The sequence below is a fragment of the Leptospira kobayashii genome, assembly GCF_003114835.2.
GTDB classification, from domain to species: domain Bacteria; phylum Spirochaetota; class Leptospiria; order Leptospirales; family Leptospiraceae; genus Leptospira_A; species Leptospira_A kobayashii.
The window spans coordinates 1,447,659-1,467,251 of the sequence record NZ_AP025028.1; the positions used below are offsets into that span (position 1 = coordinate 1,447,659).

Consider the following 19,593-nt stretch of genomic DNA (forward strand, 5'->3'; position numbering starts at 1 on the left):
TATGGAACCTTTTTACAAAACAAAATCATTTCGTAATGTAGGCATTGTAGTTTTGGGCGCGAGTCTTTTGTATTTCGGGTACGTAAAGTTCATCGCAAATTCCAAAAAGACGGAAAGTTTGGCGGATGATAAGTCGAAATTTCGAATTTCGGAAGAGATTCAAAAAAACCATCCTTTCTCTCTGGTTTATCTGGAGGAAAAGGAAGTGGAAGAAGAACTTCAGCTTCCGGGCACAGTATCGTATGACATGAATAATGTGGCGAAGGTTGGCTCACGAGTCAACGGAAGGATCAATTCCGTATTTGTGAAAGAAGGAGACCAAGTCAAAAAAGGTTCTCCTCTTGCTTCCATTCAATCCGTGGAACTGGGAACTACCGAAGCGAATTATTTGAAAGCGAGAGCGAGACTAGAAGCATTAAAAGTGCAAGCGGACCGCGCCAAAGAATTATATGAAAGAAAAGTCACTTCTGCCAAAGAATATGAAATGTCTCTTATGGATTATAAATCCGTAAAAGCGGAAATGGAAACAAGCAGAAATGCTCTTGAAAATTTGGGTTTGAACGATTCCGAGATTACAAATCTGGAAGCGGGAAAATACAATTCCAAAAACCTTTTTATAAGAACACCTATCTCCGGTTCGGTGACAGTCAGGGAAGCGATCACCGGACAAGCAGTCAATGCCCGGGATAATTTATTCACGGTTGCCGATCTTTCCGTTTTGTGGATCAATTTGGAAGTGTTTGAAAAAGATCTTTATCTAATCAAAGTAGGGAATGAAGCGAAAGTACATCCCATCGGTTCCAGTGCGGATGCGTTAAAAGCCATTGTTTCTCATATTTCCGATGTGATCGATCCTGTAAAAAAAACAGCTGAGATCCGTCTGGAAGTAAGAAATTCCAGAGGCAGACTCCGTCCCGGACAAAGTGTAACAGCCGTTGTCAAAGGAATTGTCAGCGAAAATTCGCAAAACAAAATCAAAGTTGTTCCTAACGAATCGGTTCATAAAATTGAAGGAGAAAATTACGTATTCATTCGAAATGCCGACGGAAGTTTTTCTCCTAAAAAAGTTTCTCTTGGAAAAAGTTATGAAAGCTGGGTTGAAATCACTACGGGTGTTTCCGAGACGGATGCCATAGTAAAAGACGGATCCTTTGTTTTAAAAAGCGAATATTTGAAATTATAATCTATTAGCTATGCACCTTAATTTGACTCTAGTTCAAGCAAGGATTTGCATAGCAAATTCTTGCTTGAGTAGACACGGTAAAGTTATGTGGGGTTCTGCTATCCTTTTGCCGAACATCGTATGTGCGAACAATCGAAATGACAACCAGCTTTTACCTTACTACTTAAGTTATAGTCTCTAGGAGCCATAAAGAAGATCCAAGTCCAATCTCCGATATTTTGACATTTTTCATAACAAGTTTTTTTCTCCGAACAATCAATTTGTGGTAATTCTTTTATTTCATACTTTGAAAAATCAAAAGGAACTTTGCCCTTTGGATAAAGTATGGAATTAAGAGAAAAAAATAGTATAGATAAACAACAGGTTAGTTTGGGGATTAATTTCACAAAGAATCAATAATGATAAGCTACTTCCAAACCTACCTGCGATCTTACGTCCTTGTTCTCCGGAAATGGCCCGAATCCGGGCTGACCTCCTAATAGAAAGGGTAATATGCCGGCGCTACCGGAACCACTGAGAAGTGTAAAAAAGTTACCAGGTTCTTTTACCTTGGAATCGACTACTTTATGGGTTGAATGTGTTGTTTGGTAGGTAAAACGAATGCTTACCGATTCCGTTGCTTGGTAAGTATATCCGAAACTGAGCCTGTTTCCGACTAACTCCGTTTTTACGTCTCCGGTGAGTTTTGTTGTCATGGGTAATGCACTCCCACTTCCCGATGCGGAAGGTATAATGAGAAGGGATGTTGTTTCGGAAGTGTATTTTCCCGCGTTGGCAAAGCTTTTAAAATAATCCGCTCCCAAATCTATTTTATGTTTCTCATTAATGGAAACCGCATAGGCAAGACCTAAGACTCCGTTCGCAAAACCTTCATTATATTTTAATTTTTCAATGGAAGTTACGGAAAAAAAATTTCCTCCAGTGGTTGAAGTGCCTGAGGAAGAGGAAGTTGTCGCCGAACTATTTCCATAATAATAAGGAGATGTGGACTTCACTTCATTTCCGTAAATTTCAAATCCTACCCGAGCTCCGAATCCTTTTAGAAATTGGTTTTGGGAATCATGAAGGAACTGAATGTTCTCTACCAATTCGATTCTGGCTGTTTGCAACCGATTGCTTGTAAATTCGGAGACAGCGGTACCCTCCGAACGGATAGAAGTGGCACTAGAGCCTGTTCCGGAACTAAAAGTAATTTTGCTGTAATCGATCGCCTGTTGGTTTCCGGAAGATAGGTTGGCAAAAAAGAATCCTACATTGGTTTGTAAAAGTCCGCTGTGTTTGAATGAGGAACCAAGTTCTACTCCTGTCCCTTTGAAGGTGCTGGTTTGAGGCATTCTGTAAGCGGTTGTCCCTCCGATAGAACGATTCAGAAAGAGACCGTTTTCGATTTCGAGTGCATTCTTTAATGTTGCCGAATCCACTGTATTTTGAGATACTTTGGCATAGAATTTTTTATTGTTTTCTTGTGAGAAAAGCCCACTTGCAAATGTTAGTCCTGCAACTAACAGAATAATATTTTTTTTCATTTGGTTACCTGATTTTTATATAATCTTCGGTGAAGATGATAAGCTAACAAGGTTTTGTCAATTGCATAAACTAATTTTTGTTATACAGAAAAAGGAAAAAAATTTCAATTCTATGCAATAAAAAATCCCTTTTTTTTGGTTGACATAACGGATATTTCCTATTTGTCTGTTAAGTATGAAAGATCTTACAGAAAAACAAGAACAAGTACTCCAATACATTACAGATACTGTAAGAGAAAAGGGCTTTCCTCCTACCATCCGGGAGATCGGGGATCAGTTCGGAATCACTGCAAAAGGCGCTTACGACCACCTCAAAGCCGTAGAGAAAAAGGGATACATCCGCACTTCCAAAAACCAAAGTCGTGCCATCGAGCTTTTGCGGGGAAATGCAGACGATACACTCTTGGTTCGTGCCTCGGGGATTCCTCTTTTGGGTCAGGTGGCCGCAGGGAATCCTATCCTTGCCGAAGAAAACATAGAAGAATATATTGCCGTACCGGATCATCTGGCTACAAAGCCAGGTACCTTTGCACTGAGAGTGAAAGGGGATTCCATGATTGAAGCCGGGATCAGTGACGGAGATATTGCCATCATTCAGAAAAAGGATTCGGCACGAAACGGAGAGATCGTGGTTGCCATGATCGAAAATGAAGCCACATTGAAAGTTTTTTATAAGGATGCGGACCACATTCGTTTGGAACCTCGCAACTCCCGCTTGAAAGCCATTCGTACAAAAAAAGCAACGATCATAGGCAAGCTGGTAGGTTTGTATCGAATTTACTGATTGACCCGATTCCGAGCGGTAAGGAAGGTTATGGGGTATGCACCTTCTTCCTTCAAAGCCGATTTTTTTCATCGGCTTGGTATTGCTTTCTTTCCTTAGCTTTTGCGCTCCTAAAAAAGAGGCGGTCAGTCCTTATGATTTGAAAAGGGTTCTTGAGCGGGTGGCTCAAGCCAGAATTCAAACCGGTCTTACCGCCGACATTGACAAGCCATCTCCATCCGACCGGGAGTTGTTTGAGGAAGCATGTGATATCTACCGCCTTCCCATTGACAAAGCAAAACAAGCTTTAAAAGAAAAAAACGAATCTCTCTACCTATCCTTTTACGGAAATGAATCATGACTCGTAAGAAAGAAAGAATTCTATGGGCAAGTATTACCTTTTTACTTTTGGCGGCTTGGGTCTTTTCCCCTTTGGAAAAAGCAAAAGCGATTTCTTCCAACGGAGAAACGTATCTTCAGATTTTACATGAAGTAGTATCTTATATTGAAAATGATTTTGTCGATCCGATAGAAGAGAAAAAAATCTATACCGGCGCGATTCATGGCGCATTGCAGAGCTTAGGTGATCCTCATTCCCGGTTTTTAGACAAAGACGATTTTCAGGAATTACAAAACGAGACCAAAGGCAGTTTCGGTGGAATTGGAGTCGAGGTTAGTTTTCAGGAAGGTGCCTTCGTCATTATTTCCCCTTTGGAGGGAACTCCCGCTTGGAAGGCAGGCCTTCTGCCTCATGACAGGATTACGGAGATCAACGGAAAGAGCACAAAAAATCTATCCCTCTCGGATTCCATAGCTATGATGCGCGGAGATGTGGGCTCTTCTCTGTCTATGAAAATAGAAAGAAAGGGAGTGAGAGATCCGTTTACTGTCAGCCTAGTTCGTGAGCTGATCAAAATTCAATACATTCGTTCTGCGTTTTTACCGGAAACCAAAACCGGATATATCAAACTTGCTCAGTTTATGGGTAGGGAAAATACGGAAAAAGAATTTACGGATAACATTCGTAAGCTTGTAGACTCCGGAGCAAAAAATATCATCATTGATTTGAGGATGAACCCGGGCGGGCTACTTGATCTCGCGATTCGGATTGCGGATTTGTTTTTGCCCAATAACAAAGAAATCGTATCCGTTCGGGGAAGGGGAGGAGTTCTTATCCGTACATTTCGTTCGGAAAAATCAGAGACCAAGTTTTTAGATGTACCGATCGCCGTTCTTGTCAATGGAGGTTCTGCGAGTGCTTCCGAGATTTTAGCCGGTGCTTTACAGGATAACAAACGTGCCAAGATCGTAGGAACTCAGAGTTTCGGGAAAGGATCCGTTCAATCTATTTTTCCTCTCTCTCATGGAACGGGCGTTGCCATAACGATTCAAAAATATTTTACTCCTTCCGGCAAGTCTATTCATGGAACAGGGATTACACCTGATCTGGTGGTTCAACCGATCACTGCGACCGATGAAGAAAAATTCGCTTTTGATAAATTGCAAAAGAAAAATAAACTTCGACCGTTTCTCGCGGAACATCCCGAATTCAATGAAGATGTGGTTCGTGATTTTCAAAAGTTATTGGAATCGGAAAAATTAAGTATCGGAGATTCCGTAGTCCGACTCTATCTTTTCAGCGAACTCAAATCGACTTCCTCTTTCCAAAAACCGAATACCGAATTGGACTTACAGTTGAAAGAGGCGATTCAATTGATTTCCAAAGAACAATAAATAAGGTCGTGAATTCGAAAATCGGGATCGGGATAGAATCCAGCTGCGACGAAACTTCGGTCGCCATCGTAGAGGCTGGCAAAAAACTACTTTCTCTTAAAATTTACAGCCAGATCGAAAGCCATGCACCTTACAGGGGTGTGGTGCCGGAACTGGCTTCCCGTTCTCATTTGGAAAAGATCAATCTTCTTTTGGAAGAGTGTTTGATCGAAGCGAATGTGGATTGGAAAGACATCGCTTATATTGCAGTTACGACGCACCCGGGTCTTATGGGGTCTCTTATGATCGGGGCTCAACTTGCGAGATGTATTTCCCTGGTTCATTCCATCCCCATTGTTCCTGTCAATCATCTGGAAGCTCATCTTGCGGTCGTTAGTTTAGAAAAGGAAGTCCCTGCTTTTCCTTGGCTTGGGGTTCTTCTCAGCGGAGGAAATTCTTCCGTTTACCGTTATTCCGATTGGGGGAATTTGCAACTCATCGGGGATACTATGGATGATGCCCTGGGGGAAGCCTTCGATAAGGTCAGCGCTCTTCTGGACTTACCCTATCCGGGAGGACCGGTTGTCGAAAAAGAAGCCAGGAAATTTTTTGATAGAATGGAAAAGCCGAGAGGTTCCCTATTTCCCAAATTACTAAAAGAAAGTTCGTCTGACAAAATCGAGTTTTCTTTCAGTGGCCTGAAAACGGCTGTTTTATATCATGTGAAGGGAAAACCGAAGGAAGACTTGGATATTCCCAGAATCTGCCACGATTTTCAAGAGACTGCTTTTGAATTGGTGACCCGTAATATTTCAAAAGCGGTGAAAAATACCGGAATCCGAACTGTTGTCTGTGCGGGAGGGGTGCTCGCAAATTCGACTCTCCGGGAAGAATTAGAAATGGTTGCCAAAAGACAGGATTGGACTCTATTGTATCCTAGCAAAAAAATCTTATGTACAGACAACGGCGCCATGATAGCAAACCTTGGATTTTACCTTTGGCAGAAAGGTTTTACCGCTCCTCTAAATTTTAAAGTTAGCCCAAAGAGAAATCTCTCTCAAACGATATGAAAAAAAAACTTACCTGGATACCAAACACTCTTACCCTCGGAAACCTTACACTCGGATTTGTATCCATGTTGGTTGCTTCCGAAATCGGACTTAGCGCGACACCTAGCCATGAATTGTTTCAATTGGCAGGAGTATTCATCATCTTGGCTGCGTTATTCGACGGCTTTGACGGAATGGCGGCAAGAGCATTGGATTGTACATCCGAACTTGGAGCCGACTTGGACAGTTTGGCCGACCTAACTACTTTCGGAATCGCTCCCGGATTTTTAACATACAAAATGTTTTTGGACGAATACAAAATCGATCTTTTCGGAAGGCCTGATATGTTTCCTGTGGGAATGTTGATCGCTGCATTATTCCCCATTTGTGCGGCATACAGACTTGCAAGATTCAATGTAGCTCATGATCCGGGATCTTTTCACGGACTTCCTTCTCCCGTCGCAGGAGTAGTTGTGGGGATTTTCCCTCTTGTTTTCCGAGTGGAGCAGGTTCCGAAACTTGTGGCAATTGCCTTCTTTATTTGCACGGCGCTTCTTATGGTATCAACCATCCGTTACTCCAAACCTCAGGTAGCAATCCGTGGAATCTTCACTTGGAAAAGAATGGCTTTTGCTCTCGGCGGGCTCGCGCTACTGGTGTTAGCTGTTGGGATTTCGAAATGGCCGCATTTTCTGTACGGGGCTGTCGGGTTCTATGTGTTTTCCGGGATCGTTTCCTTTGTGATTCATACCATCCAAGAACTACGTGTTTAATTCGAATCTTGCGACTGATTTAAAAAGATTCTCCATATAAAACGTTTGATTTTTTGAAATAAGGATCATAAAAAAAGAGCAATGAAAATCAAGTTTTGGGGAGTAAGGGGTTCAATTGGTTCACCGATTCGTCCTACCGGAGTTAAGCAAAAAATCGAAAAGATTTTGTCTTTAGCGAGCCCCACCGATATCCAAAACGAACAAAGTATCCGCAAGTTTTTAAATTCACTCAGTTTTTCCGCATCATCAACTTACGGTGGTAATACGACTTGTGTTGAAATCCGAGACAAGGACGATAACCTGATCATCATAGACGGAGGCACCGGACTTCGCGAGTTGGGAAATTCCATTATGCCGTCCGAATTCGGAAAAGGCGGAGGGCATGCTCACTGGATTCTTACGCATACGCATTGGGATCATATCCAAGGGATTCCTTTTTTTGTTCCTTTGTTTCTTCCCGGAAATCATTTTGAATTTCATTCTTCCTTTGAAGACATGGAAGATCGGTTAAAGTATCAATTCGTATTCAGCCATTTTCCTGTATCCTTCGATCATTATGCCGCAAACAAAATGTTTCATTATGAAGAAGAAGGAAAAGAAGTTCAATTAGGTCCTCATATCACTGCGTTCAGCAAGGCGGTCCGTCATCCGGGAGGGAGCTTTTCCTACCGGTTTACGGAAAACGGAAAGTCCATCATCTTCGCATCCGATGCGGAGTTTAACTTGGATGAAATGGAAAATATAGACACTTATATTGATTATTTCAGAGATGCGGAGATCCTTGTTTTCGATACTCAATATACATTTGAAGAGTCCTTGCAAAAGATCGATTGGGGTCATAGTTCCGCTTCCATCGCAACGGATATTGCACTTCGTGCCAAAGTAAAAAAACTAATCATGTTCCATCACGATCCTTCCTATGATGATGACAAATTGGATTTGGTTTATTTACGTGCATTGAAATACAAAGAGATGTTTGACCCCCATGGCAAACTAGAAATCATTATGGCTCATGAAAGTTTAGAATTGGAGATATAAAGTGGCAAAAAAAGAATATATCATCGGAATTGATGCAGGCACTACCGGGATTCGTACATTCTGTTTTAATGATAAAGGAAAAGTGATCGCTTCCGCTTACCAAGAATTCAAACAACATTATCCTAAACCGGGTTGGGTGGAACATGACCCGGAAGAAATCTGGGCCAAAACACAAAAACTCATCGGAGATGTGATCAAATCGGCGGATTTGAATCCGAAAGATGCGATTGCCATCGGAATCACGAACCAAAGAGAAACTTCCGTTGTTTGGGATCGCAAAACGGGAAAGCCTATTTATAATGCGATCGTTTGGCAATGCCGACGAACATCTGATATATGCAATAATTTGAAAAAACAAAGTCTTGAGTCCAATTTCAGGAACAAGACGGGCCTCGTTCTTGACGCTTATTTTTCCGGAACCAAAATTCAATGGATTTTGGACAATGTGAAGGGAGCTCGCGCGAAAGCGGAAAGAGGGGACTTACAATTCGGAACGATCGACACTTGGTTGTTGTACAAACTCACCAACCACAAAGAACATAAAACGGATCATACAAACGCATCCCGTACTTTATTATTCAATATTCAAACCAAGGAATGGGATGAAGAACTATGTGAAATTTTACGGGTTCCCAGTGCGATTCTCCCCCAAGCATTCAATTCCAAAAATCTTTTCGGTCATACATCAGGTGTAAAATCCCTGCCGGACGGTATCCCTATTTCTTCGTTAGTCGGTGACCAACAGGGAGCTCTCTTCGGTCAACTCTGTACGGAACCGGGAGAAGCAAAGAATACATACGGAACCGGTTGCTTTTTTCTATTCAATGTGGGGGACGAATTTAGAATCTCTAACCAAGGTTTGATTACCACTTTGGCATTAGGCCCGGAAGGCAAAACAGTTTATTGTTTGGAAGGTTCTGTATTTATCGGAGGAGCAGTGGTTCAGTTTCTACGGGACAATTTGGAATTTTTCGAATACTCCAAGGATTCCGAAAAACTGGTCAAAGCATTGAAAACAAAGGATGAAATCGTATTTGTTCCTGCATTCGCAGGACTTGGTGCGCCTCACTGGGATCAGGAAGCGAGAGGCGCCATCTTCGGATTGTCCAGAGATACGACTCCTGCACAAATCACTCGTGCCGCATTGAAAGCGATCGCACTTCAGTCTTATGAACTCGCGCATGCCATGGAAAGGGAAACTGGCAAACCTCTTAAATTTTTAAGAGTGGATGGAGGAGCTACAGCCAATCAGTGGTTGATGCAGTTTCAAGCGGATATTTTAGGCACTCGTGTGATTCGCCCGCAAAACGTAGATACTACGGTGCTTGGTGCCGCCTACTTAGCGGGCTTGGAACGAGGGTTCTTTAAAAACGTAGCCGCTTTGAAAAAACTGGAAACTAAAAATACTCAATTCGAGCCTAAGATGAAAGAGTCGGAGAGAAAAGAGGAAATCACCCGTTGGAATGATGCGATTCGCAGGGTTAAAACCGTTCAATAATCAAACCATTGTAAGGTGAACTCGAAATCCTTTCTTTCCTTTGTGATTCCGCCTCCGATTACCGCTAGGCCCGTGGGAAAAAAAGGAATCTCGAGGACGAGTTCGGGTGGAAGTCTGTGAAACTCATAGACTTCCAAATCTTTCCTGGATAAAGACCAATCAAATCTTAAACAATCGATCCATTCCTTTGTCTTGAAAAACAGTTTGGTTTTTGTGCATCCCAGAAATTCCACATAAGGATTTGATTTCCATAATTTGAATTTTTGCGAGTCTTCCAAATCCAAAGAGATTTGATTTTCCGTTTCGTCTTCTCCGGAAGGAATCCGGTAAGTAAAGATATTCCCTTCTTCAAAATAAATATTTCTGGAAAACCTTCTGTAGACTTCGGTTTCCATTTTTTCTACAAAACCTTCTCCTTCCTTTGGTTCCATGGCAGGAGAGTCTAAAATCATTTGAAATTTGTTTTTGGAAACCGACTTTTGCAGTACATCTTTTACCGGTTTGGAAAGTTTGGGTAATTCGAATTTGATAATCCTTTCTTCAAAGGAAGAGATGAAACTTTGCAGAAACGGTCCGTGTATGAGCGGAATGATTTCTGCCGTGAACATACTGCTACTTAGAAATTTTGCAAACTCCGGTTCATGAGTGAATAAGTTGGAAACGATTTTATATTCTTCTTCCGGTTTTCCTGAATAAAGAATTCGAACCAGTCGGAATAAAAAATTTTTATTTGTCCGATCGAAATAGAGTTCTTCTATTTTGGCGTTTACTTCTTCTTCCGAATAATTCGGATTCACTATATCTCTTAGGGAAAGATATTTGGATTGCCCGTATTTTGTTCGCTTTATCTTTGTTAGAAGGATTTTTCTTGCACCGGTGCTTCCCCCGATTTGGGTTTCGCCTGTTTCCGGTTTCGGGTTCAGATAACTCGGAGTGTAAATTGCATGAGTTGGGAAATGGACTCGGTTCCAGTCGACTGAATACAAAAATTTAGGAATGAGAATCGGTTCGCTATGGAGAGAGGGAAGTTCCGTTATCTTTGATTTTGGAAAATCGTAAAAAGGAACTCGTGTGGATTGAATTCTTGCTACTGAGTTCGGTGTAGCAAAAAAGAAATGGTAGTTTTTTCCTTCTTTGTGGATCAAGAACTTGATTTTTTCAATTTTTTCTGAATTTTGATTCTGAATTTTTCCCAATGATAATCGACTTTCAATTCTTCTAATTCTTTCTCCACACCGAAACGTAAAAAATCGAAAATTTCTGTATGATCCATTCCCACTATAGCGGATAGATCCGCGATGACTCTTTCCAGTCTCCGTGCATCACGGTCGCTGAGTGAAAAGGTATTCATCAATTCTGTTTCAAATTCTGTTAATCGGATCAAGATCTTACCAAATAAACTTAGAAAGCGGCGACTAGTATCGTCTCTATCTCATTTTTCGGTAATTCTCTGGGAAGGCAATCTAGAAACGGATAAGTCGCAGCAAGAGTTGCAATTCCGGGAAGATCGATTTTTTTCACTTCATACTCGGATAATCTTTGTGGGATTCTGAGTTCCAGATAAATCTTTCTGATTCCCTCTACCGCTTTGATCGCAGCCTCGATGACCGAAATATTGGAAACATCTTCGTCCAAAGCTCTCGCGATCATTACGTATTTACCTGCGGAGGAGGTGAGGTTGTATTCCATCACATGGGGAAGTAGGATCGACATGGCTTGAAATATATCAAGATTAGTAACAGTTGTTACTGCGAGTGATAACGCATAACAGAGTCCGAGGGAACTTGTGGATTGTGCGATTCCTGCAAGTAAACTTGCCGCATAAATCGAGTTTTTGGGACCCAGGTTACGAGGTTCCCGGATGGCGGGCACAATGTTTTTGGAAATCAATTCGATGGCACGCAGTGCAGTGGAAGAAGTGATTTCGTTTGCGTATTTGGAAAGAATACTGTCTACTGCTGCGGATAGGATGGCGATCCCCGTTTTCGCAGTTTCCGTAGAGGACATACCGGCACCGATTTTCGGATCGGATACGACTAGTTCGGGGAAAGCCCATTCGTGCGCGAAGTACTTTCTATTCTTGTCCTTATCATCCACAACCGAAAAGAAAGGAGAACATTCGTTTCCCAGGAGCGGTTTGGTGGGAACGACGATGACGGGAAGGCCCCTTTTTTTTAATTGTTTTTTGCCAACTAATAGCTCTTCTGCGAATAGATCGTTTGTAGCAAGAAGTGCAGCCGCTTTACCGGCATTAATCGACTCGAAAGAGCCGTAAGCTACGACACAATCTGCATTTGATATGCGGAGGAAATGGGCAGTGGAGTCCAGATCTTTGAAATGAACTTTATCGACGATATCATCGAAGATGATCACTCCTTCCGAGTGTTTTTCCAAACTGGTTTTGATGATGGATAATTCTTCCGCGTTTTCGAGTTCTTTCTGAGTTGCTATCAGCACAACTCTGGTGCCTATGTTTTTAACAAAGGAACCTAGTTTATAACCGCAGTCGATTTCGAAGTGAATTTTCGGGGGAAATTGGAAGTTGATCCATTCCGGGAGGACTGGCATACGTCCTCCTAAGTATAACTAAGTAAAGGTGGCAGAATCCGCAAAGAGGACAAATTGAAAGGACCCCTCACCACCTGTCCTTTTTACAGTTGTCCTAAAAATGTAGAAGCAATTTGGTCGGAAATTTTATCCAACATGTCGTTGGAAAGATTATCATAATCTCCGTTCTTTAAACGATCTTTAACTGCCTTGATTTTTTCCGTGCGGTCTTCTTCAGGAGGAGCACTTACGATCTGTTTTGCGATTTGTTTCACTTCAGATTGTAATTTTGCCTCCGTTGCAAGTTTTTTAGCCGCATCAGAGATCGAAATTGTGTCTACCGGACCGTTAGATTCTGTTTTGGAAGTAGCAGCAGTCTTTTTAGGTTCATAACCGTAACCACCAACTCTCCCTATTTTATCTACGTTCATACTATTTGTCCTCTTTCGATTCAAGTATCGGAGATTATGGAAAATCCCTTAAGCGTTTTTTTTCGTAAATTCAGGAGAAATACGAACTCACCCTTCGCAACAGGAGGATTTTCCAAAAGTTCCTTTGGATTGGCATAATAACGTATTTCCTCGAATGTCTTTGTCAATTCTCTTCCTACCAGAATTTCATTTTCGGGAAAAAGTTCCAAAAGCATAGGATAAAGGCGGGGTAATTTGTGGACGGATTCGTAAAAAACGACCAATCCTTCTATTTTTCCGGCTTCTTCCAGCTCCTTTCTCTTTTTGCCCGGCTTTTCCGATAAAAATCCTAAGAATAAAGTAGGATTTACCTGAAATCCGGAAACGGAGAGTAGGGCAGTGAGTGCGGAAGCACCCGGAACCGGTACAACGGAAAAACCTTTCTCCCTTGCGATCCGTACCAAATGGGAGCCTGGATCGGAAACTCCCGGTGTTCCTGCATCCGATACAAGTGCGTAGGATTTGCCTTCTTTCATACCTTGCATCAATGGAGCGTAAGGTGTTTCGGAGGAATCTTTATAAACCGGGTAGACTTTTGCGTTCACACCTAGTTTGGAAAAAAGCTTTCTGGTTTCGGAAAGAGATTCGCAATAAACCGCTTCCACGGAATTCCAAACTTCAATCGCCCGTGCGGTGACGTCTCCCAGGTTTCCAATGGGGGTCGCCACTACGTAAAGACATCCTTTTTCGGTATTACGGGCCAATGAACTGACACCCTGGGGGTTTGGAACCGGAAGGACAGGGGCAACCCAATGTTTCTTTTCCCGCAACCAAACAGGGATTGCAGGCACTTCCCAGAGGGCAGGCACTTGGGGTTCCGCAGCCGGAAATGGCACAAGCAGTGTTTGTATTGCAACCGGTATTGGCCGGACAAAGTGAGAGAGGGGAAACTCCCAACCCTTGGGCTACCATTTCATAACCACCGGAACAGTTGGAGACACTCGCAGAAGGGTTGGAAATCAAGCCATTGGCAAGGAAGGAACGAAGGGTGAAATTATAAATCTGGCATTTTTGAAACGGATACACTCCTGGGGGAGGAACCTGGTAACGGATTCTTTTGGTAATTATATTTTTGGAATCCGTAGAGTTTTGAAACGGCAAATGAGGAAAACTGGGTTGTACCCCATCCTCCAACCACTCCCCGGAAATCGTTTGAATGATGGCGGGTGTAGCAGTCGTAATATAGAGATTATAACCTTGGAATTGAGGTTCTCTATTGGTTACATAATAACGAACTAAAAATTCCGGGCGGGGATTGGCATTAAAGTTCTGGGCATCCAATTCAAAATTGTCGGTGATATTGCTATTTACAGCGACTACTGCCAGAATTTGGGGAACGCCCGGAGGTACTAAAAAAATAAAAGGAGCAACCGGAGTATCCGTATTGGTTCCACAGCTAAAAAAGGAAAGAAAGGAAAAGCTGATTAGATATAATGGATATGAGAGGGTGCGGCGCATGTAAAAAACGTTCCCTCCCACGATTTTAGGAATTCAATCTATGGGAATCCAAAAAAAAATACTCTATTCAGCTTTCGTAGCACTCATTCTGTTCTTTGTCGCTTTGCTTTTTACTTTCCGTGATGATGAAGCGGAAAAAGAGAAAAAAGACAAAAAATCCAAAGCTCTTTCTTATTTGTTGGGAGGCGGTCCCAAAGGAAAAACAAACAATCCGCTTGGGGTGAGGGGCGAAGATGCGGAATCCATCTTCGACTCGGATTATTACAAAGCCGGAGGGATGAAATACGAGGAAGAATCCAAAGTCGCAAACAATTCAGGCGACGGAGAGATCCCTATCAATCCACAAACCGGCAAACCGTATCCACCCGAGGCTATGGAGACATTTGACGAACTACGGGAACTTTTTCCGGACAACGATTTGATTCCCAAACGTTTGACTCCCGAACTCAAAGCGCAACAGGAACAACACGGGCAAAAATTGGCGCAGGCCACAACAGCAGTGTTTGGCGGCAATCCTCCCGCATCGGATGTTCAATTTTATTATTCTCATGTGAAAAAACAAGGGAACGATCGAATGGAGATCATCAATTATCTGATTGAGAGCCAAGGCGGGGAAGATGCCGAAATGGACAAAAAATTCCAGGAAATACTAACTAACATTAAATTTCAGAACGAACAAGTGGATCGGGAAATGGAAGCCGCCTATAACAAAGCGGGCATTCCTCTCCCTTAAATTTAGAATTCGCCCGATAGGATCGGATACCGAAGACTTGTCTTCGGATCCAATCCGTATTCATCCAAATGGAAAGAGGGAGGAAGCCTTTCTCTTTTCCATTGGGAGACTTTAAACAATCGGACAAATCTTTCTATTTGTTTGGAAACAGTATCTTGGGAAAGAGAGTTATCTTTTTCCAGAATTCTTTCCAAACATTCTTCTTCGTCGAGTCCCACATAAACAAGAAGCCTTTCGATTTCCTGTAAAATAGGATAAGGCATCAAATCCTTTTCATCTTCCTGTTCGGTGACAAGAGGTCTGAGTTCGGCTGTCGGTTTTGTCTGTCTTAAGATTCCAATGGATTCTTTGGGGCCGATGTATGCGTTATTTCCCGCTTGAATATCATCCAAAAAGCGAAGCAAAAATTCCTTACTCACTCCCGCAATCGGACAAAGCGACCCGGAAGAATCCCCGTCCATAGTCGTATAACCGACGCTACCTTCGCTACGATTGCTTGTGGAAAGTAAAAGATGTCCGTTGGTATTGGCAAGTAGCCAAATCAAAGGAGACCTGACTCTGGCTTGGATATTTTGGAGTGCGAGATCATCCGTTTCCCAATTTAGTTTTTTACCGATTTGAGACTCGATCAATTCGACCGCTAGGGTTACGGAGGAATCAATTGAGACTTGATAGTGTTTGTTTCCTATTTCCTTGGCAAGTAGGGAGGCGATCTTTTCCGTTAGTGTGGAGTTGTTTTCCGTTTTTTGATAAAGAGTAACCAATAGATTTTCTTCCTGGATTCCCAGTTCCGAAAAAACGGAATCTCCCAATTCCTGTTTGGCAAGTTCTTTCATAGATTTGGTAAGTAGCGCACAGATCGCACTGTCTGCACCACCTGACAAAGATAAAGTGAATCCTTTTGTTTTTGACTTTCGTAGATAATCATAAAGTCCGAGGGAAACGGCGCGGGTAAAATCCTCATACACAGTGATTGGAGCCTTGTAATCGGATTCCTTTCGTTTCTCTTTTTCTCTCATATCCAATATGAAATTCGAAGGGCTGGAATCTTTGTTAAACGAGGTTAAACCTAAGACAGGGATTTTTTTATGGTTTCCGTTCGGATGGGAATTTCTGAATTCCTTGGCACGCAAGGAACGAAGTTCGGAAAGAGAAGAATTGTATGTGGTGATCCTGTAATTGGAAAAAAAGAGTCTTGGCCCTTCTTTGGAAACGTTTCCGTTTTCACAAAACAAACTTCCTCCTTCGTATATGGCTCTCCCCGATTCGTTTCCGCAAAGATTGGTAAAGACTGCCAGGTTTCTTTGGATTCTGCTTGTTTCCTGAAAGATTCTTTTTCGGATTTCTCTTTTTCCCATGGCAAAATGGGAAGCACCCGGAGAAAACAAAACATCGATTCCGTTTTCCGCATAATATTGAGAAGGGCGATTCAAGTTCCAGGAGTCTTCGCAGATTTCCACCGCAGAGAGGATTCCGTTTTTTTCCAGGATAAAATGCCCGAAAGGAATCGGCCCACGATTCATTGAACTATGGTTTGGTGGAATAAAGTTCTCGACTATAAAACCTGTTGGAGAATGAAACCATCTTTTTTCATAGTGGATTCCCGTGTTGGCGAGATTCATTTTCGGAATCAAACAGACTACTTCGCCTGCATGAAGAACCGCGATGCAATTATAAAGATAGGAAGAATGAAAGACAGGCAAACCGACTAAGATCGTTTTATCTTTGGAATAGGGAAGGATTTCCAGAAGGGACGCCCAGGATCTTTTCCAAACACTTTCTTTGTAAAAAGCGTCCTCACATCCGTATCCCGAGATGGCAAGTTCCGGAAATAATACATAATCGGAATCGGTAATCTCTTCCGACTCGAGACTGGATTTGATTGATTTTAGATTTCCTGAAAAATCGAGAGGAGTTGTATTGAGAGATACAGCTGCAATTTTAATTAGGGTCATTCGAAAAAACTCTACTGTAGATTTTTTCCGAAGCCCCTTTGTTTTCCAGCACAAAGTTTCTATTTTTTGCCCCCAATTCTTTGGCGAGATTCGGGTTTAAAATCAGCTTTTCAAAAGCGTCTATATATTCTTTCTTATCGTTGCAAACTGCAAGACCACCTAGCTTTTGCATAACGATGGCTTCCGGTGCGTTTGAAATTTTCGGTCCGGTGACTAGAGTGAGCCCGAATGCTGCAGGTTCGATCGTATTATGCACCCTATGATGGAAAGCGCCTCCCACATAAGCAAACTTGGCAAATTGATAAGCAAATGCCAAAATCCCCAATTCATCCACAAGCACGATCTTAGGGTATTCCGAATTCTTATCAGTAAGCTCTGAAAAGGTTTTTACAGTCGTAATCGATTCCAATTTCGATCGGAATGATTTCATTCGATTCTCTTCCCATTTGTGCGGAAAGATCCAAAATGTGGGCAAAGGATGATTCTCTTCGGACCAATGGGAAATAAAATCCAAAAAATAGGATTCGCATTGGGAATAAGTGGAACCGAGTAAGATCGGTTTCCGGCTTTCTATTTCCGTTTTGTATTTTTTCAAAAAAGTTTGAAATCTTTCCGGAGGAGTTCCGGACTCGATCCGGTTCAAGACCGATTCGAAACGTGTATCACCCAATGTTTCTATCTTATGGCCTGAGGCCAATGTTTTGAACTCGTCCACCATGATGGGATGGGAAGGATAAATCCCTTCCAGATATTGGAAACTAGCTTTTGTTAAAGAATGAACGAATCCTTTTTTTCTTCCCGAACCGGAAGACAAAGAAGCGCATGCCAAATAAGACTTACAATCGTATTTGTATGCCGTCTTTAATAAATTAGGCCAAGTGTCCCAAGCCAGGATGATGAGCTTTTCCGGTTTAAATTTTTTGAATACGGAATCGTAAGCGAATGGAAAATCCAAAGGCAAGATAAAACTACGATCGAAGTTAGGATCGATCCTTTGTTTGTCGGTAACGCTATCCGAATAAACCGATTGGATGATAAAGAGAGAAGGATTTTGTTTTTTGATTTCCGCTGCAAGTGCACGGGCCTGATCGAGTTCCCCCACGCTGGAAGCGTGCAACCAAACTGTTTTTTTACGTGCGTCCTCTTCCGAATTTAAAAGTTCCGTTAAACTATTTTTTCTTTTGTTTAATAACATTCTTCCTTTGGGAAAAAGAAAAACAATGATCCGAAAGGGGAGGTAAAGCAGAATGAGAATCAGGTTATAGAAAAAATATGCCATTTAACGTTTGTTTCCCCAAGTATCTTGCACTTCAGATCCGGGGTAAACAAAAGTGGACTTATCCATTAAAAAACACAATTGATCGAAATACAAATGAAAGGCACCGGTTTTCTGAGTCGGTTGAGATGTTAGCCGAAATGCTTTTACTGACATAGGTAAGGAAAAAGATTGGATGAGTCTTGCATTTTCCTTCGGGAGATTGATGGGAACTTCCAGTCTTCTCCAACCGAAAAAATTCAAAATTCCCAAAGGCAGGTAAATCTCTTTTGATTTTTTCTGAGTCACTACCAGATCCAATGCCATATGATGGCCTTCCGAATAAACCCAAATGATCGCTTGAATGGGAAGTCCTAGAGGAAGTAACAATTGTTCTTCGGGTCTGATCGTCCAATGGTCTCTTTTCGGATTCTCCACATAACTATGAACCAAAAAAGAATTTTGGGTTTGTACATTCGGATAACCGTTGTTTTTCAAAATTTCCTTTTCTTGGGGAAATGCGGAGGAGTCGGGAAGATTTGCGCTGAACTCGGTGTGATTTAAAAAAGAATCGGATCTGTAAATACTCCAAGGCCTTTCTCCTTCGAAGTCTTCCGCAAGGAATAAGACATAGTTTTTTTCATTTTCGAGTGCTTTTTGCAGTCGTAAAACTCTACCTTCTTCATCTCTGTCCCAAGGTCTGGGTGCGCCACTCAGGTCCAGGCAAAAAAAGATAAGAAGTAGAAAAAATATATTAACTTTTTTTATAAATAAAAACATTTCTAACTTTTCTAATCGGCAAAAAAGTGTAATCCTTTCTATAGTAACGGTAAAAAATAAGAAGGGTAAAGTCTTTTCTATGGCTAGACAGGATAATCTAAAAATCTTCACAACGGCGATCCTTGTCGTACTACTCCTTTCTTCTTTTATTTTTGGATTCATTTATCGTAATGAAATCTACCAAAAAATTCAGATGATCGGCAAAGCCAATTCTTTGGAAAAAGAAGACCGCATCATCGAAAAACCTTGGACTTCCCCTGTTTCTTCAGAAAAGGAAACTGCGAATGTTGAGGATCCTTCCAATAAAGAAGACAAATCCACAAAGACCAAATTACCCAATCTCCCCAGTTTGGAAGAGATGGATCCCGCTTGGGAAAAGCCTAGTTCCAAATCCGTTTCCGTAACCGGTAGCCAAACGGAAAAAAAACAAAATCCGAAATCATCCGAAAAAGTTGCTATAGAAAAAGAAAAGGAAATGATCGGAGACAAGTTTGCGGAAGAGCCTCGTGATCTTCCCAAAGAAGTCCGTCCAAAGATCTCTTCCACTTCCAAAGAAAAGAAAAACAAGCAGCAAACTGCTGTTTATCGACCTGCGGCAAAGAAAAAACAATCTGCGCCAAAATATGTTTACACCGCAAAAAAAGTTTCCGATTCTAAGTCTCAAGTCAAAAAGACTTGGGCAAAACCCAGTCGCACCGGTTCAGAAACCAAATCAAAACAATCTGTGAGTTTGGAAGCGCGGTTCAAAGATATGGAATCCAAGTTTGTATTGCAGAACCAAAAGAACGAAATGCGTTTTACAGAGATTGAAAAAAGAATCGAAAAATTAGAAAAATCTCTCGGACCTTAATT

Annotated in this window: 20 protein-coding genes; 10 read left to right on the plus strand and 10 right to left on the minus strand. The window is 41.8% G+C overall.

The window, feature by feature from the left end; genetic code table 11:
• Nucleotide 1: 1 nt before the first annotated feature.
• Nucleotides 2-1,183, plus strand: a complete 1,182-nt coding sequence (locus tag DI077_RS06335; protein ID WP_109018764.1) for an efflux RND transporter periplasmic adaptor subunit — start codon at nucleotides 2-4, stop codon at nucleotides 1,181-1,183.
• Nucleotides 1,184-1,575: 392 nt separating this feature from the next.
• On the opposite strand, the gene DI077_RS06340 is transcribed toward DI077_RS06335, so the two are convergent.
• Entirely contained in the window at nucleotides 1,576-2,709 is a 1,134-nt protein-coding gene (locus tag DI077_RS06340; protein ID WP_109018765.1) for a hypothetical protein, read from the minus strand.
• Between the two features lie 175 nt (nucleotides 2,710-2,884).
• Here DI077_RS06340 and lexA point away from each other — a divergent pair, with 175 nt between their 5' ends.
• The 7 genes from lexA (at nucleotide 2,885) to glpK (ending at nucleotide 9,543) form a co-directional block, all read left to right on the plus strand.
• A complete protein-coding gene (gene lexA / locus DI077_RS06345) occupies nucleotides 2,885-3,493 on the plus strand; it encodes a transcriptional repressor LexA (RefSeq protein ID WP_109018766.1) in 609 nt (202 codons plus the stop codon).
• A gap of 37 nt (nucleotides 3,494-3,530) precedes the next feature.
• Nucleotides 3,531-3,833 carry an LA_1448 family UV-C exposure upregulated protein gene (locus DI077_RS06350; protein WP_109018767.1) on the plus strand — a complete coding sequence of 101 codons (303 nt, stop codon included), beginning with the start codon at nucleotides 3,531-3,533 and terminating at the stop codon, nucleotides 3,831-3,833.
• Entirely contained in the window at nucleotides 3,830-5,206 is a 1,377-nt protein-coding gene (locus tag DI077_RS06355) for a S41 family peptidase (protein WP_109018768.1), read from the plus strand. The genes DI077_RS06350 and DI077_RS06355 overlap by 4 nt, the downstream gene beginning before the upstream one ends.
• A gap of 8 nt (nucleotides 5,207-5,214) precedes the next feature.
• Nucleotides 5,215-6,255: a tRNA (adenosine(37)-N6)-threonylcarbamoyltransferase complex transferase subunit TsaD gene (gene tsaD / locus DI077_RS06360; RefSeq protein WP_242935387.1), complete on the plus strand. Its 1,041-nt coding sequence runs from the start codon at nucleotides 5,215-5,217 to the stop codon at nucleotides 6,253-6,255.
• On the plus strand, nucleotides 6,252-7,007 hold the full coding sequence (locus tag DI077_RS06365; protein WP_109018769.1) for a CDP-alcohol phosphatidyltransferase family protein: 756 nt from the start codon (nucleotides 6,252-6,254) through the stop codon (nucleotides 7,005-7,007). The genes tsaD and DI077_RS06365 overlap by 4 nt, the downstream gene beginning before the upstream one ends.
• Nucleotides 7,008-7,088: 81 nt before the next feature.
• Nucleotides 7,089-8,045, plus strand: coding sequence for an MBL fold metallo-hydrolase (locus DI077_RS06370; protein WP_109018770.1), 957 nt, complete (start codon nucleotides 7,089-7,091; stop codon nucleotides 8,043-8,045).
• A 1-nt stretch (nucleotide 8,046) separates the two neighbouring features.
• Nucleotides 8,047-9,543 (plus strand): glycerol kinase GlpK, encoded by a 1,497-nt coding sequence (glpK, locus tag DI077_RS06375; protein WP_109018771.1) that lies wholly within the window; start codon nucleotides 8,047-8,049, stop codon nucleotides 9,541-9,543.
• Here the strand turns inward: glpK and DI077_RS06380 are convergent.
• The 6 genes from DI077_RS06380 to DI077_RS06405 all read right to left on the minus strand — a co-directional run bounded on the left by DI077_RS06380 (nucleotide 9,537) and on the right by DI077_RS06405 (nucleotide 14,018).
• Complete coding sequence (locus tag DI077_RS06380; RefSeq protein ID WP_109018988.1) at nucleotides 9,537-10,688, minus strand: flagellar motor switch protein FliG; 1,152 nt, start codon at nucleotides 10,686-10,688, stop codon at nucleotides 9,537-9,539. The genes glpK and DI077_RS06380 overlap by 7 nt on opposite strands.
• Nucleotides 10,685-10,894 (minus strand): hypothetical protein, encoded by a 210-nt coding sequence (locus tag DI077_RS06385; protein ID WP_242935388.1) that lies wholly within the window; start codon nucleotides 10,892-10,894, stop codon nucleotides 10,685-10,687. The genes DI077_RS06380 and DI077_RS06385 overlap by 4 nt, the downstream gene beginning before the upstream one ends.
• Before the next feature lie 50 nt (nucleotides 10,895-10,944).
• Nucleotides 10,945-12,111 (minus strand): iron-containing alcohol dehydrogenase, encoded by a 1,167-nt coding sequence (locus tag DI077_RS06390; RefSeq protein ID WP_109018773.1) that lies wholly within the window; start codon nucleotides 12,109-12,111, stop codon nucleotides 10,945-10,947.
• Nucleotides 12,112-12,194: 83 nt separating this feature from the next.
• Entirely contained in the window at nucleotides 12,195-12,521 is a 327-nt protein-coding gene (locus tag DI077_RS06395; RefSeq protein ID WP_109018774.1) for a flagellar biosynthesis anti-sigma factor FlgM, read from the minus strand.
• A 20-nt stretch (nucleotides 12,522-12,541) separates the two neighbouring features.
• On the minus strand, nucleotides 12,542-13,264 hold the full coding sequence (gene rsmI, locus DI077_RS06400) for a 16S rRNA (cytidine(1402)-2'-O)-methyltransferase (protein ID WP_109018775.1): 723 nt from the start codon (nucleotides 13,262-13,264) through the stop codon (nucleotides 12,542-12,544).
• Nucleotides 13,254-14,018 (minus strand): LIC11073 family putative lipoprotein, encoded by a 765-nt coding sequence (locus DI077_RS06405; protein WP_109018776.1) that lies wholly within the window; start codon nucleotides 14,016-14,018, stop codon nucleotides 13,254-13,256. The genes rsmI and DI077_RS06405 overlap by 11 nt, the downstream gene beginning before the upstream one ends.
• Nucleotides 14,019-14,058: 40 nt before the next feature.
• Between DI077_RS06405 and DI077_RS06410 the strand changes: the two genes are divergently transcribed.
• Nucleotides 14,059-14,751 (plus strand): LIC_20245 family lipoprotein, encoded by a 693-nt coding sequence (locus tag DI077_RS06410; RefSeq protein ID WP_109018777.1) that lies wholly within the window; start codon nucleotides 14,059-14,061, stop codon nucleotides 14,749-14,751.
• Nucleotides 14,752-14,753: 2 nt separating this feature from the next.
• Here the strand turns inward: DI077_RS06410 and nadE are convergent, their stop codons facing one another.
• From nadE to DI077_RS06425, 3 genes are read right to left on the minus strand one after another with little or no spacing between them, the layout of a single operon-like run.
• Nucleotides 14,754-16,706, minus strand: coding sequence for an NAD(+) synthase (gene nadE, locus DI077_RS06415; protein WP_109018778.1), 1,953 nt, complete (start codon nucleotides 16,704-16,706; stop codon nucleotides 14,754-14,756).
• Complete coding sequence (locus DI077_RS06420; RefSeq protein ID WP_109018779.1) at nucleotides 16,693-17,985, minus strand: 3-deoxy-D-manno-octulosonic acid transferase; 1,293 nt, start codon at nucleotides 17,983-17,985, stop codon at nucleotides 16,693-16,695. Before DI077_RS06420 ends, nadE begins: the two co-directional genes overlap by 14 nt.
• Nucleotides 17,986-18,741, minus strand: a complete 756-nt coding sequence (locus tag DI077_RS06425; protein ID WP_109018780.1) for a flagellar filament outer layer protein FlaA — start codon at nucleotides 18,739-18,741, stop codon at nucleotides 17,986-17,988.
• 79 nt (nucleotides 18,742-18,820) lie between these two features.
• Here DI077_RS06425 and DI077_RS06430 point away from each other — a divergent pair, with 79 nt between their 5' ends.
• On the plus strand, nucleotides 18,821-19,591 hold the full coding sequence (locus DI077_RS06430; protein WP_109018781.1) for a hypothetical protein: 771 nt from the start codon (nucleotides 18,821-18,823) through the stop codon (nucleotides 19,589-19,591).
• Nucleotides 19,592-19,593 lie beyond the last annotated feature (2 nt).